The organism is Streptomyces sp. NPDC004752, from assembly GCF_053601275.1.
This window is the reverse complement of sequence record NZ_JBSGBN010000186.1, coordinates 1-14,454: the sequence shown is the minus strand read 5'-3', so window position 1 is coordinate 14,454 and position 14,454 is coordinate 1. Positions and strand designations below refer to the sequence as shown.

The 14,454-nt window shown below is 62.7% G+C and carries 13 protein-coding genes and 1 pseudogene; 4 read left to right on the top strand and 10 right to left on the bottom strand.

Annotated features, from left to right (window positions below):
* The 9 genes and pseudogenes from ACWEKM_RS42775 to ACWEKM_RS42735 form a co-directional block, all read right to left on the bottom strand.
* Positions 1-249 (bottom strand): annotated as a pseudogene (locus tag ACWEKM_RS42775) (transposase family protein); the annotation flags it as partial.
* A 134-nt stretch (positions 250-383) separates the two neighbouring features.
* A complete protein-coding gene (locus tag ACWEKM_RS42770; protein ID WP_451626709.1) occupies positions 384-2,066 on the bottom strand; it encodes an ABC transporter ATP-binding protein in 1,683 nt (560 codons plus the stop codon).
* A gap of 56 nt (positions 2,067-2,122) precedes the next feature.
* On the bottom strand, positions 2,123-2,926 hold the full coding sequence (locus tag ACWEKM_RS42765; protein ID WP_451626708.1) for a glycosyltransferase family 2 protein: 804 nt from the start codon (positions 2,924-2,926) through the stop codon (positions 2,123-2,125).
* Complete coding sequence (locus ACWEKM_RS42760; RefSeq protein ID WP_451626707.1) at positions 2,916-3,734, bottom strand: HAD hydrolase family protein; 819 nt, start codon at positions 3,732-3,734, stop codon at positions 2,916-2,918. The genes ACWEKM_RS42765 and ACWEKM_RS42760 overlap by 11 nt, the downstream gene beginning before the upstream one ends.
* On the bottom strand, positions 3,731-4,570 hold the full coding sequence (locus ACWEKM_RS42755; RefSeq protein ID WP_451626706.1) for a glycosyltransferase family 2 protein: 840 nt from the start codon (positions 4,568-4,570) through the stop codon (positions 3,731-3,733). Before ACWEKM_RS42755 ends, ACWEKM_RS42760 begins: the two co-directional genes overlap by 4 nt.
* Entirely contained in the window at positions 4,567-5,469 is a 903-nt protein-coding gene (locus tag ACWEKM_RS42750) for a nucleoside hydrolase (RefSeq protein WP_451626705.1), read from the bottom strand. The genes ACWEKM_RS42755 and ACWEKM_RS42750 overlap by 4 nt, the downstream gene beginning before the upstream one ends.
* Positions 5,470-5,485: 16 nt before the next feature.
* The gene (locus ACWEKM_RS42745) at positions 5,486-6,031 is read right to left on the bottom strand and encodes an NUDIX hydrolase (protein WP_451626704.1); all 546 of its coding nucleotides are present in this window, start codon (positions 6,029-6,031) and stop codon (positions 5,486-5,488) included.
* Positions 6,028-7,614, bottom strand: coding sequence for a Rieske 2Fe-2S domain-containing protein (locus ACWEKM_RS42740; RefSeq protein ID WP_451626703.1), 1,587 nt, complete (start codon positions 7,612-7,614; stop codon positions 6,028-6,030). Before ACWEKM_RS42740 ends, ACWEKM_RS42745 begins: the two co-directional genes overlap by 4 nt.
* Positions 7,615-7,618: 4 nt before the next feature.
* Positions 7,619-8,200, bottom strand: a complete 582-nt coding sequence (locus tag ACWEKM_RS42735; RefSeq protein ID WP_451626702.1) for a hypothetical protein — start codon at positions 8,198-8,200, stop codon at positions 7,619-7,621.
* A gap of 387 nt (positions 8,201-8,587) precedes the next feature.
* Here ACWEKM_RS42735 and ACWEKM_RS42730 point away from each other — a divergent pair, with 387 nt between their 5' ends.
* From ACWEKM_RS42730 to ACWEKM_RS42715, 4 genes are all read left to right on the top strand, one after another.
* Entirely contained in the window at positions 8,588-10,384 is a 1,797-nt protein-coding gene (locus ACWEKM_RS42730) for an ABC transporter ATP-binding protein (protein ID WP_451626701.1), read from the top strand.
* The gene (locus ACWEKM_RS42725) at positions 10,381-11,640 is read left to right on the top strand and encodes a hydroxymethylcytosylglucuronate/cytosylglucuronate synthase (protein WP_451626700.1); all 1,260 of its coding nucleotides are present in this window, start codon (positions 10,381-10,383) and stop codon (positions 11,638-11,640) included. Before ACWEKM_RS42730 ends, ACWEKM_RS42725 begins: the two co-directional genes overlap by 4 nt.
* Positions 11,641-12,113: 473 nt before the next feature.
* Positions 12,114-12,899, top strand: a complete 786-nt coding sequence (locus ACWEKM_RS42720; protein ID WP_451626699.1) for a histidine kinase — start codon at positions 12,114-12,116, stop codon at positions 12,897-12,899.
* On the top strand, positions 12,884-13,528 hold the full coding sequence (locus ACWEKM_RS42715) for a LuxR C-terminal-related transcriptional regulator (RefSeq protein WP_451626698.1): 645 nt from the start codon (positions 12,884-12,886) through the stop codon (positions 13,526-13,528). The genes ACWEKM_RS42720 and ACWEKM_RS42715 overlap by 16 nt, the downstream gene beginning before the upstream one ends.
* 317 nt (positions 13,529-13,845) lie before the next feature.
* Here ACWEKM_RS42715 and ACWEKM_RS42710 read toward each other — a convergent pair.
* Positions 13,846-14,454 (bottom strand): SDR family NAD(P)-dependent oxidoreductase (locus ACWEKM_RS42710; protein WP_451626697.1); only part of this gene is annotated, 609 nt, incomplete at its 5' end.

The following is a 14,454-nucleotide window of genomic DNA, read 5'->3' as shown; positions in this document are numbered from 1 at the left end:
GGATCCGACCTCGTAGATCACGGCCGGGGCCTGGTGAGTCAGGCCGGTCCGCACGTGCACGAGAGTCGCCAGGACCCGGTCGGTGAAAACGAGTTCGTACTTCGGCCCGGCACCGGGCTCCCGTCGGCGATTGCTGTGACGTCGGTCATGACGCCCGGACTCGCACCGCACCTCCCAGCGTGGCGCGAGTTCTTCGATCAACTCGCCGAGATGTTGGTGTGAGACGCCGCAGAAGGCAGGATGGGACATGGCCGCACGGGCCTGCTTGATCTTCACACCTCAAGAACCCGCGCGGCCATCGTCATGTCACGCCATACCCAAGATCAATCGCGGGGCAGCCCGTTACATGAACTCACTCTCCGCGCTCGTGGCGCACATAAACGTCAAGCTGAGATTAGCTCGCGATACAAGCCGCTGGCGTTCCAGAGACTTTGGTGGGGGCCACACTCGGCCACGCGGCCTCCGGCGAGACGGATGACCGTGTCAGCACGCTGAACCACCGCCGACCGAGAGGAAATCGTGAGCGTGGTGGTGGGCTTGGTTCTGCCGTCGTGGAGGGCATCGAGCACCTGTGCCTCCACGCGCGGGTCGAGTGCCGATGTGGCGTCATCAAGGATGAGCAGACTCGGCCGACGGACAAGTGCTCTGGCCAAGGCGATACGCTGGCGCTGCCCCCCCGACAGTGTCGTTCCGTACTCACCGACGGGCTGCTCGAGCCCGAGGGGAAGATCACCCACAAAACCCTCAGCTTGCACCACACGCAGGGCCCTCCAGATCCGTTCATCCGGAATTTCATCGCCAAGCGTGATGTTGAATCGCACGGTTTCCCGGAAAAGGAAGGCGTGCTGGGGTACATAGGCCAGTTCGTCGAGGCGGCAGGCGGGAGGACTCCCGTAGATCTCTATCGAACCAGTGCTGGGCGTCCACAAACCGGCAACCAACTGGGCAAGTGTGGACTTGCCGCTTCCGGTTGCTCCGACGAGGGCGACGGTGGCACCCGTGGGCACGGAGAAGTCGACCCCGGTTACTGCTGGTTCGTCGGCACCGGGATAGGCAAAGGATACATTGCGTATCACCAGTGCAGGTTCGATGGTTTGCCGCGACCCGGTATGAGCCACCAGAGGGTCAGGCGAAGCAGGGACAGGTTCGGTGATAACGGCCTGGATGCGCTCTCTGCCAGCTGTGCTCTGAGAGAAGGCGCTGACGAACCAACCAATTGATCGCAGGGGGAAAGCGATAGCGGTGATGAGATAGGTCATGTGAACCAACTCGCCGATGCCCAGGCCGCCCCCATTGATCCGAAGGATGCCTACCCATAGCACTGCCAGCACACCGAGTGCAGTAACGGCCTCCATAGCTGGATCGAAGAACGCCCCGACCCGACCGAGGGCCACGTTTGCCTGGCGCAATCTGCCTGCCACGTGGGCAAAACGCGCAACCTCAACTTCCTCATTCCCAAGCGTCTTGACGACGAGTGCACCGCCGAAACTCTCATGTGCTGTCGTGCTGACCTCTCCCCGCAGTGCCTGCACCCGCTTTGCCAGGACAGCGGACATCCTCAGGTTGAACCAGTTGAGGAGCCCAATTGCGGGGAACAACAGCGTTCCGATGACGGCGAGCACGACATCGGTGAGATACATGTCGATGACCGCGCCGACAAGCATGAAGCTGCCACTGCAAGCCAGCGCAAGCCGGGAAAGGGGCATCCAGGCGGAGTCGACGTCGGTGTTGATCGTCGACAACAGCTCGCCGCGATCGTGCCGTGCGTGCCATATCTGGGGTAGCAGGACGTAACAGTGCGCCAGTTTCCTGCGGCTGTCGGCCTCCACTCTGAACTGGAACACTCCGTTCAGATAGCGTCGTACAACAAAGCTTGCGCCGCGGATAAAAGCCAACGTCACGATGAGCCCTGAAGCGGCCATGGTCGAGGCAACAGCCAACTGGCCGCGCGCGGCAGGGACTATTACGTGGTCTGTGGCGTAGCCGATGGCCCGCGCCCCGGCGACCACGGTGATTGCGTACACAACGCTCGCGATCGAGGTAAAAGCGAACAGCCTGGGCTCCATGGCAATCGCCGTGCCAACACTGCGCATTCCTTGCCGGAACGGGCGAGGCTCTGTGTTCACAAAGACCAGCCGAAGATGGGGTGCGGCGGGTCTGCCAGCTCAGTATCGACGTTCTCACCGGAAAGAATTCTTTTGGCGAGCTCTCCCGATTCATCCCCATAGATTTCAGGATGATTGCGCACGATGGACGCAAGGAGCTTGAGTTGGCGATGCAAATTCCTGGCGAACTTGCCGTCCCGGCTCATCCGGTGGTGAACCAGTGGCTCCATGACCGCACCCATGCGGTGCCCGTGCTTGGCAATGGTAATCCAGAAGTCCCAGTCTTCCCACGAGGGCAAGTCCTCATCATATCCGTCGGTTTGCTCCCAAGCATCGCGGCGGAACATCGCACAGTAGGGGGCGATGTTCTTGAGGCACAGCCTGTCGAACTCATAGGGCACCACCATCCAGTCCCAGACAGCCTCCACATCACCGAAGATCTGGAGCATTGGTCGCACAACGCTGATCCCAGGCTCTGAGTCCAGCACGGACCGCATGCGCTCCAGGGCGGTGGGGGCGAAATAGTCGTCGGCGTCAAGACACACGACGTAACGGCCGCGGGCCAGGGCAATCCCGAGGTTGCGTGCGCGGCTCACGCCACCGTTGCCCGTGCACACAATGGTCGCCGACAGGTTCGGATACTCGCTCGTGAAAGCACGGGCGATCAGCAGAGTGTCGTCGGTACTGCCGTCGTCCACGACGATCAGCTCGAAGTCCTGCTCGGTCTGCTCGTGCACGCTGACCAAGGCTCGGCGTAGAAAGTGTGCGTAATTGTAGCTGGTGACGATGACCGAAACTGCGCACTCTCGCTTAGTGGCCATGTGAATCCCTTCGAAATGGAGCCAGCAGTCCGTCCAGCACGTAGCGGGCGACGCCAGTGCCGGCGTCGTTCGGCAGATGTGAAAACAACTCTGCGAGACGTGGGTGGGCCGGACCAACTACGAAAGCCTGGTCAGCAATGCGCAGCATGGACAGGTCATTGAGCTGATCACCGAAGGCGATGAGCTGCTCACCCTCGCGTCCGGATTCCTTCAACCACGCGGCCAGGGCGTTACCTTTGGTCGCGGAGGCGGAACTGATCTCGATCGGGCCTCGTCGGCCCAAAGGGTTGGAGTGCGTCACCGAGACCGCCTCACCCAGATCCTCCTCAAGGAGTGCCACAATCTGGTCGCACTCGGCATCGTCCGGCAGGAACAGGAGCCTTCCGCAGTCTCCGTGGACTTGCAAGGCCGCGAAGGGGGCTACAACCGCCGTCGTCCCGATGTCGTTCGCCGGCCAGCCGCCGTAGTGGGGCTCGAACCCCACGCTCTCTCCGAATTCGAAGGCGAAGGCGCCGGCGATCGCGTGTCCGCGGAGGGCTGCTGCAACGGCGCTGATGTGTATCGGAGACAGCGGGGCGAACAGGCGCGACCCGAATGTGAGCATCCGTTCCGCACCGTTGCATGTGATGACAGCATCGAACAGATCCAGCCTGTCGCGCTCAGGATTCAGGCACCGCGAGGGCCGACCCGTGGCCAGCACGCAGGTCACCCCGTACCTCTTCGCCATCTCAATGGCCTGAATATTTTCGGGGGTTATGCGGTCGCCGTCACCGGTTAGTGTCCCGTCGAGATCGGTCGCGATAATCATGATGTGGCCTTCGCTACCCGCTGTGCGCGACGGTAACCCTGCACAAAAGCGACCCGACGCACGATCGGATACAGGGCCAGAATGGGGTTACCGGTACCGAAAGCTATCCGCTTCACGGCCCGCAGTACCTTCGCCGTCTCATGCCGCCATGAGTTGGCGGGCAGGACCCCCAACGCTTCCCCGTGATACTGGCCAGCGCCATAGCTCCGTACACTGGCCAGGTCGTCACCGAACGACAGCGCTTTGTGTACGACGACGCCGCCGGACACGAACTTCACGTCCAGTCCTGCAGCCCTGCGACGCAGCTCGAAGTCCCGATCTTCGCGCCAGGCCAGCCGCGCATCGAAGTGATAGCCGCCGAGCTGCGTTATTACGCTCTTGCGGTAGAGCAGCGGAGGACTATAGGCGTTGGGGCGCCCAGTCCGCAACGCGTCTTCGGTGAATTCCCGCGTCCTGGCCGTCATACGCGTCGCCCAGCTGTGACTGCTGAACTGTACGCGCCCCCGGGAGAAGTTCCCTCCGGTGATCCCCTCTGCAAGCGCGCGGATGGAGCCGGGCAGGAATACACAGTCCGAATCCATGAGCAGGATGTATTCCCCACTGGCCTTCTCCACTCCCGCATTGAAGGCTGCACCGATGCCAGGATTGTCCAGGCACACCATTTGGACGGGGTACTTGTCGAAGCAGGCGAGATCGTTCACAAACGTCTCAGTGCTGCCGTTGGTGACGACCACAACCTCGACGTTCTCGTCGACGGATTCCAGACAGCGAACGATGAGGGGGTCGTCTTTCACAGGTATGACGATCGAGACTTGGGAGATTAGATGGTCAGTCACCGTAAGCCTCCTTGAGCGCACTGGCACATGATCCTTCGGATGGCATCCTCGTCCACTTCGAGCACTATCTCGATGCTAGAGTCAGAATCGAGGGCGAGAATGCTGGTCGCACCGAGGGTCTCGCCCGGCCCGCAGTCAACGGCCACAGTGGCGCGCTGACTGCGCAGGATCACCTCTGGCTGGAACAGCACGATCGCTGCGACCAGGTCCCAGATCGGCTCGCGAAAGTCGGGGTTGGTGCGAAATTCGTCCTGCTTGGTGCGCTTGAGGTCCTTAGCGAAGACCGCTGTGGTGGCTGAGATACGTTCGAACTCAGCGATCCCATAGGTGACTTTGGCTGTGACTTCCAGGGGGACGATGGTGATGCGGCGCAGTCCTGCACCCAGCACTTTGGCCGCTGCGAGGGGATCGGCGAACACATTAAACTCCGCGTAGGGGCCAACGTTTCCGGCAGTAGTGAATGCTCCACCCGAGAAGACGAGGTGGTCGATCCGATCGACAGAGATGACACCGGCGTCGAGCGCTGCACTGAGATTCCCCAGCGGCCCAAGTGCAAGATAGGTGATCTCTGAGTCGGGCGGGCATGCGGAGTAATCGATGGTGTGGGAGTGCATGGCCTCGGACAGTGCTCGATCACTGCCCAGTTCACCTAGATGGAGAGTCGCCCCATGTTCGCGACGCATTGTCCGGTGCGCTTCACGGATCTGGGTGGACCAGCCCATGGGGTGGTCCGGGCCTTGCTGCACACCGCCCGGCAACTGCAGTTGGTATGCCTTGAGCAGGCTCTCGGCGTCGGCGGCACTGTCAGAGGACAACGTGTTGCCCGAACAGGTGGTGATCATGGATGGGTAGTGCCCGTGGGTGAACAGATAGTGCAGCGCAAAGGCATCATCGTTCACACCGTGGATGTCTGTGTCAACTACGAGGGCGTGAGCCATCGCTCCTGTTCCGTTCGTAGAAGTGGATGGCCCGGTCCAGAAGCTCGCCGTACCAGGGCTTCGTCCGGGAGAGCAGGACCTTGGCCTGTGGCAGTGGCAGCATCAGGACTTCGGTTACCTGCTCAGCGCCATCCGGGTTCGTCGGTGGGCCGGAAATCGCCGCGTCGGCTACACCCCACAGCCAGGCCTTCCTCGGGTGCGGTAGGTGGGGTCTGTAGGGAGTGGCCTTATAACCGTCGGCGAGATGGGCACCGAACCAGACGGGGGTGCCCATGAGTTCGAGACCAGCCTCCTCCCGAATCTCTCGTCGACAGCAGGCGTCGATGGACTCATCGGGTTCGCGTGTGCCGCCTGGTAGGAATACCGCTCCATGGATGTCCCGGCAGACGGCGATGTGGCCGTCGGGGTCGAGAGCTATCAGGTGCACACTCTGCACAAGATCATCAGGGAGGGGGGTTTCGGTGTAACTGGCCCATACCTGCACCTCGGGCCAGTGCTGGCGGTCATAGAGGGTGACGGTCATGGCTCCCTCTGCTCCCCGGCCGCAGAAGTAACCTGCCGAGTGGTCAGCGGCGCACACCGGGCGTTGACACATGCACCGGTGTTGAGGTCGAAGGTGAATCCGTGCCGTAGGCAGGTGAGTCGCCGGTCGTCCAGAACGCTGCCCGTGGCTAGGTCCTCCCCCGAGTGAGGGCAGTAGCGCCCGACTTCGAATCGCGCACCGCCCGCATCAGTAACCACGATGGTCTCGGTTTCGTCACGGCCTTTGTCGTACTCCTCCACGGCGCGCAATGCTGTTTCATCGGCATGCTTGAACAGCCCGATCAAGTAGTCGTTGTAGACGTCGGGGTCGCGCCAGAAGCGCATGCGCAAGGACAGCATGAGCGACTCCCAGGTCACGTCTCCGGTAAGGACGGGCAACAGCCAGCGGCCGGCGACCTTCAGCACACAACTCGGCACGTCGACAAGGCCTATGCCTACGGTCACCCCTTCAGATGCAAACGTGACATCCCAGACGCCGCCGTGCGGTCCTGCCACCTCGAACCTCACAGTCATGTCGACTCTCTGGTTGAAGTGCTGGCTGAGAGAGCCGAGCCAGGTGAAGTGAGCCGTGAACAGCTCGTAGAGGCTGGGGGGCGGGTCGGGGTAAGCGGCGTGGACCGCATGGACCGCGTCGCGGCGATCAGCCGCGTAGCGTGCTATGTACATGCCACGATCGGCGTAGTCAAATGCCTCCGATAAGGGGTCGCGTTCGATCGCCCCTTTCGAGAGATCGAGACAGTCGCCGGGTTTGAACGTCGCCCAACGTTGCTGGGGTACTTTCTCGGTCAGCCAGGCAGCGGACTCCTCCGGGTCCGCGTAGGCGCCCGCCGCACCACGTTCGAGCACCCAGTTGAACTGGCGCAGCTCATCGTCCAGGAAGCAGGGGGGCCCGGCGAAGGGCACGGCTAGATCCGGCGCCGTACCGCGAACCAAACGCGCGACTGCCCGGAACTTGGCCTGCTTCTTCTGCCAAGAGATCCGCGCGATATCTTCGGACGAATAGCTGTCGTAGGCCATCGGGTGCCACGCGGCTAAAGAAGCCTGCAGCCCCATCAGGTCGAGTCTGCCTCCGGCAATGTGTTTCGCCTTGCGGGCCTGGGTGACAGTCAACTTGGCGTCGTTGCAGTTGAGTAAGGATCGGCCATCAGAGACGAGCAGGAACGCCGAGTCGTGGAACATGGGGGATGCCTCGGGAATGACAGTCAGCCAGGAGCCCGCGTTGTCCAGGGGAAACTGACGCCAAGGCTCGATCTCGATAATCCGCTTCACTCCGGCCGCGGTTAGGCAGTCACGGAATCGTCTCGTTGGGTACCGCGGGATGAGTACCTGGGTGTGCTCGTCCAGGCTCGCAAGGAACTCGGGGTCAAAGTGGTCCAGATGCTCGTGGGAGATTGCCACCCAGTCCGCAGCCTGCAAGGCGGGAATGTCCAGGTGATCGTTGCGCGGATAGGGGTGCCATGAGCCCAGATTCGCCCCGCTTTCGGCGAACCAGGGATCGCATACTAAGCGGAACCGTGCTGCCTCGACTTCGAGTCCTGCGTGACCGAGGAAGGTAATCCGCATGCGCTCACTCCCACTCGCCGCGCGCGACAATCTCGCGGACTCGGTCGCCGAAGGTGTGGTCCGCGCCGGCATAGGGGTTCTCAATATAGGTGCCTTCGTCCAGGAAGTGAGCGACACCCCTGCCCAGTTCTTGTCCCTTGGCGGTGTGGATGTCGATTGCGTAGCTCGGAATCACCGGCTCGCGCAGGCCCTTATTCATGACGTGGCGACTCCACATGCAGATCTCGTCCGTGGTCATGTCCTTGGTACAGGTGGCCAGGTACCGAACGGCCTGGGCGATGAACAGCCAACGCTCGCCGGTGCCGCGAGGCATACGCATGCACACCCGATGCAACGACTCAACTATCGGCGTCTGCAGAAATGTTCCGTCACCGCAGTCAGATGACGAAATCACCATGAGTCGGGTCCACAGATGCTGCTCGAGTTCAGGACCGGTCTCGTACATCTCCCTCGCGATCAGTAGTGCCTCATCGAGGTTTCCACGCCGGATGTACTTCTGCAGCGCGGATACCAACTCATCGCACTGAAACCCTCGCGCACTGGTGGTGTGAGACCAGGGATCGCGATTGGTAGGGGGCAGCGGCATATCAAGGCCTCTCTAGCTCGGCGAAAAATTCCTCGCGGTAACGCAAAATGGCAGCGAGAATATGCTCCGACTGGTGATTCCCCGGGCCCTTGCAGACGTGTTTCTGGACTCAGCAAGACCTCGATTGGAGGTATCGGAGTAAACGGTATTGAAATACCTTCACGACAACACGGGTGAAGCGCTTTCACAGGCGGATCTAACCTAACACCGGGTTCTGGCGACCCACAAGCGCTTTCATCAAGCCAGCGCCACACCTATATGGCTCTTTTTGGCCTACTTGATCCATAAGCCTCTGATCAACCTCTTGACCTCTTGACTGGCTCCGAGTTTCCATCTAGCTTCGATGCTGGCCTACACCGTAAGCGCTTGCTAGAGGTGGCGTTGAAGATGACTCCCCCAGAGTCTGCTGGTTCAGTACTGCGCCGCGGCATCACCCTTTCCTCAGCGTTCACCAAGGGTCTCGGCTGGACCCTCTTGCTGGCAGTCATTTCCACTGCCGGCCGCTTGATCCTGCCGGTGACGATTCAGCTCGTGGTTGACAAAACCGCAAGAGCAACTCATCCGGACACAAGAGTGATAAGTGCTCTAATCGCCGCGGCTGCTGTCGGCATCCTCTTTTCGTCAGCCATCGGCTATCTCATGGAGTTGCGCCTGATTACCAACGCCGAGTTAGGACTGGCCGAGACCCGGGTAAGGGTGTTCCGGCACATCCATGAGCTGACGATGCTGCGGCTCCAGGCAGAGTCGCGCGGCGCACTCGTCAGTCGAGTCACAGGTGACGTGGACACGCTTATGTCATTCGTGCAGCACAACGGCCTGACTCTGCTGATGAGTCTCTTGCAGGTCTTCTTGACGACGGTGGTCATGGCCTGCTATTCGTGGCAACTCACACTCGTCGTATGGCTCTGTTTCTTGACCGTTTTCCTCACGCTGCGCCGGGCACAGTCACGTATGGCTTCGCTCTTCGGCACCGTCCGCGAACGTGTCGCAGCGCTGATGACCCAGGTATCAGAGGCATTGGCAAGTCTGCCCGTGTTGCCCACGCCCCGGGTCCGCAAGCGAGTGGTGGCCCGAACCGTGAGGTCCGTGGACAGCCTCGTCGCCAGCAAAATCCGAGCGCAGCGGCTGACCACCATGGCACTGGCTGTCAGCGAGGTCATTGCGGCACTGGTGGTTTTGGCCATCGTGGTGGTCGGCGCGGCATTGATAGACGCGGAGAATCTGACCATCGGCGAACTCACTGCCATTCTGTTCCTCGCTACACTCCTCATCACTCCCGCCCAGATGGGAGTCGAAATGCTCACTGAGACCCAGAACGCCCTCGCCACGTGGCGCCGCGTCCTCGCGGTTATCGACATCGAGGGCCGACTCCCCCAGGCGACGGTGGGAGCGGGCACTCGATCATCGGGCCCGGTCGAAGTGCGGTTCGAGGATGTGGCCTTTGTCTACCCCGACAGCAGCGCCGCGTTGCAGCAGATCGACGTGGAAATCACCGCTGGCAGCCGCGTGGCCGTGGTCGGTCAGACGGGATCAGGAAAGACGACCTTCGGATATCTGGCCGTACGGCTGATCGACCCCACAGCCGGTCGCGTCCTGCTCGACGGAGTGGACATGGCTCACCAACCGCACGAGGCCCTTCAAGGTCGTGCGGTGATGGTGCCGCAGGACGTCTTCCTCTTCGACGCGTCGGTTGCCGACAACGTGCGTTATGGAGCACCGGAGCTCACTGACGTTGAGATCGAAGACCTGTTCGCCGCACTTGGATTGAGCGATTGGCTCGGCGACCTGCCTCGGGGCGTCGCCACGCAGGTCGGCCCACGCGGCGAGGCACTTTCTGCCGGCGAGCGCCAGTTCGTTGCAATCGCCCGGGCCCATGCAGCCGCACCGGACCTCCTGGTCCTCGACGAGGCGACCTCGGCCGTGGACCCACAGACCGAGCTGCGGATTCAGGAGGCGTTCAACCGGTTGACGCAGGATCGCACATCGATCGTCATTGCGCACCGTTTGTCCACCGCAACAGCAGCCGACAACGTCCTCGTCTTCGACCAGGGGAGGTTGGTCGGCGCCGGGACGCACAGCGAGCTGCTGCACCACAATGCGATCTATGCGAGCCTGTACCGCGCGTGGTCGCATCGGGTGGGCAACATTCCCACCAAATCCACGATTACTGGGGGAACAGAATGAGCCCGAGCAGTTCTCTGCTGCCGCACACCACAGGGTCTGAACCCCATCATCGCCCCTCAATCGCGATCGCTGGTGACGGGTTCGGGTGGGGAAGCGTGGGCCTGCTGGGCACGATTCATCGTGCCGCCCGCCTTCGTTACGGGAAATCCATCGATTTCATCGGCTTGGATACACACATGGGGCGCCCCGTTCTGGAGGGCCAGGATGTTTCCTCCTGGATGGAGACCGACGGTCTCGACGAGGTGAATCTTCACCGAGAGTTGAAAAGGCGGAATGTCGCGGCCGCTGTGGTCGTTCTCAACGCCAGACTCGCTACCAGGCTGGAAGCTGCTGGATGCCCTGTCATTTATGTGGACACCAACCCCGACGTCTGGACCGAGCGCGGGTACATACCACGCCACGTCACGAGATACTGCGCGCAGCTCTGCCGGTCTCTACCTAGGCCCAGTTGGCCCGTGCTGCGTGGAATCGACAGGCTTCGCTGGGTAGGTGGTATCGTGGTCGGCCCGTTCGACAACTCCCCTGCCAAGAAGGGGAACGGCAGAGCGATCCTATGCCTCGGCGGACTGGAATCTCCCTGCAGCACGTCCGAGAGTATTGATGGGTATCTCCAGCTGGTGGTGGATCCCATGCTGCGCGCATTCAAGCAGCATGGATTCCATGAGGTCATAATTGCCGGAAACGTAGAGCCATCTGAACTCCCTCTACAGTTGGAGAAACTGATCGGCTTGAAGATCTCCGGCGGGCGACTGTCGCACGAAAGGTTTCTTCAGGAGCTCAGGGACGCGGATACGATCGCTACTTCCCCTGGTCGGGGAACTCTCCTGGAAATCACAACGATGGGGAAACCTGCGGTTGTTCTTCCGCCTCAGAACCTCAGCCATCTCATGACTCATTCAGAGGTTTCTGAAGTAGCGGATCCCGGCATCATCGTGCCTTGGCCGGAAGAGATCATCGACCCGCGCAAGGTGATGCAAGAACGGGCCGGTGGTGGCGAGGACTCCGCGCTGCGTTACATGTACCGGCAGATCATCTCGGCAACCGGTAACGGGACAGAGAGTACGACTCAGCTCATGGAGGCGTGCTCCTCCGCCTTGGAACATGTTCTCACGCACCGGCAGCCCCTCCCTGAACTTTCGTTGAGCGGTTCACACGGCGCTACGGACATCGTAACAATCCTTCACGAGGTACTGGAAGAACAGTGCGGCATCACCGACCGTCCGCCCAGAACCATGAGAACAACGACGCGTCACTGAACAGATCTCAACGTGCCCTGCATCCCATTGCCTTCGATCCGCCCCACCTTGGCCGGGTTGGAGGCAATCCGCTTCAGTGAGAGACTCTGTCGGTGATCTTGAGATTCCCCGGCGCGATGGCGTGATCGTCGGGCAGGATCGGCTTGGTTTCGAAGGTCGTTCGTCCTCCTGGGGTGAGTCGGTGTCGCTGCGCCCCCGTCCCGGTGAGCAAGTCCCTTCGTTAACTGCGCAGGTGGCGCGGGCGAGCAATCCCGCTGGGACGACCGCGATGTGGGTCCGTGACCGGCTGGACGGGCTGTGGCGTGATGAGGATTTTGTCGCCTGGTACCCGCGCGACGGGCGGCCGGGGCTGTCCCTGGCCAGCTCGCCACGGTAAGCGCGCTGCAGCTCCTGTTGAACCTTTCGGACCGGCAGGCGGCCGAGGCGGTGCGCTGCCGCATCGACGTCAAGTACGCCCTCGCCTCGCCCTGGAGTTGGACGATCCCGGCTTCCATCACAGCGTTCTGTCCGACTTCCGCGACAGGCTGGCCGAGTGCGGCCGTGCCGACGCCCTGTTCGATCTCGCGCTGGCACGGGCGAAGGACGCTGGCCTGGTCAAGGCCTGTGGGCGGCAGCGCACCGACGCGACCTACATGCTGGCCTCCGTCGACACCCAGGCCGGCGAACTGCGCCGGATCGAACGGGACCTGCACGACGGCGCACAAGCCCGACTGGTGTCGTTGGGCATGAGCCTGGGCCTGGCCGAACAACTCCTCCCCGACGATCCGCAGGCTGTCCAGCAGCTCCTGGCCGAGGCCCGCGCATCGACGGCCAATGCCCTGGCAGAACTGCGGGACCTGGTACGCGGCATCCATCCACCGGTACTCGCGGACCGCGGCCTGGACGGCGCCCTGCAGGCCCTGGCCCTGGCCAACCCGATACCGACGACGTTGGTGACACGCCTGCCGGGACGACTGCCCGCGCCGGTCGAGTCGGCGGCCTACTTCGCCATCGCCGAGGCCCTGACGAACGCCATCAAACACGCTCGCGCCCGGAACATACGGATCACCGTGGAGTTCACGCCCCACCCGGGCACAACGGCGGGGTCGCTGACGATGCTGGTGTTTGACGACGGCTGCGGGGGTGCCACTCTCGACGGCGGCACCGGCCTGCGGGGCGTGGCGCGCCGTCTGGGAGCCTTCGACGGCACTCTGACCGCCGACAGTCCGCCCGGCGGACCCACCGAGATAAGGATGTCGCTGCCTTGCGCCTTGTCATAGCCGAAGACCTCGCCCTGCTCCGGGAGGGCCTGATCAGGATCCTCCAGGCCAACGGCTTCGAGGTCGTCGAAGCCGTCGACAACGGCCCTTCCTTGATCAGAGCGCTCACCACCCACCGGCCCGACGTCGCGGTCGTCGATGTGCGGCTGCCTCCGACCTTCACCGACGAAGGCCTGCGCGCCGTGATCGACGCACGCAAGCAGATCCCCGGCCTGCCCATCGTGGTGCTCTCACAGTACGTCGAGCAGCTGTACGCCACGGAACTGTTGTCCGACCGCGCCGGAGCGGTCGGCTACCTGCTGAAGGACCGGGTGCTGGACGTCGGCCAGTTCGTGGCCAACGTCCGGCAGGTCGCCGCCGGCAATACGGTCATGGATCCCGACGTTGTCGGCGCACTCCTCACCCACCGCTCGGCCGGCCCCCTCCTGCTGGAGCTGACCCCGCGTGAGCAGGAGGTACTCTCGCTGATGGCCCAGGGCCGCTCCAACACCGCCATCGCCGCGCGGATGTTCGTCAGCGAGAAGACCGTCAGCAAGCACACCTTCAACATCTTCGCCAAACTCGGACTCGAACCGTCCGAAGACGACAACCGCCGGATCCTGGCAGTACTCGCCTACCTGCAGGGCTGAGCCGCCATCACCATCCGCCACCCAGGCGTTGGAAAATCTCAGCCGGTCGCCACGGCCCGCAGCCTGTTCAGCCACTGGTTTCGACGTCCAACAAGCCCACCACCGAAGCCACCGGCCGCCTCCCTGCCGTCCCCGTCACGCAGAACGGCCCACGCCTCCCTCAGCGGCACCACAACCATGCCTGAGCTGCGGAAACTCAACACCCTTACCCGGGAAGACGATAGTTCCTGACGTACGCGATCCTGACCAGGGCCAATCTGACGCAGGCGAACGTCACGACTGGCATCCCTGGCCCAGGGCGGATGAGCGGCACCGTGTCAGCGGACGGTGAGGCCGCCGTCGACGTCGAGGATGGCGCCGGTGGTCCAGGTGGCGGAGGCCAGATAGGCGGCTGCGGCCGCGATGTCGGATGCGGTGCCCAGGCGTCCCAGGGGGTAGGACTGTTCGATCTGCCGGTCGTGGGAGTCACGCTGCTCGGCGCTCATGGGCTCAAGGTAGGAGCGTTCATAGGTGGGGGTGCGGACGGCGCCGGGGGCGATGGCGTTGACGCGTACGCCTTGGGGGCCGAGTTCGTTGGCCAGGGCCAGGGTCAGGGAGTTGAGGGCTCCCCGAGTGGCGGAGTAGGCGGCCGAGGGACGGCCGGCGACCATCTTGTGGGCCCAGTAGCTACTGATGTTGATGATGTTCCCTTCGGCTGCCAGGAGGGCGGGCAGCAGCTGCTGGCTCAGCAACAGGGGTACCTGGACGTTGAGGCGCCACATCGTGTGCATCGCGTCGGTGGTGGTGTCGGCGAGCGAGGCGAAGTGTGCGGTTCCGACGCTGTTGACCAGGGTGTCAACCCGGTCGGTCAGGTTGCGGATCCGGTCGGCGATCTCGGCCGGGGCGTCCGGTGTGGCCAGGTCGGCGGAGACGGTGTGCACGGTGGT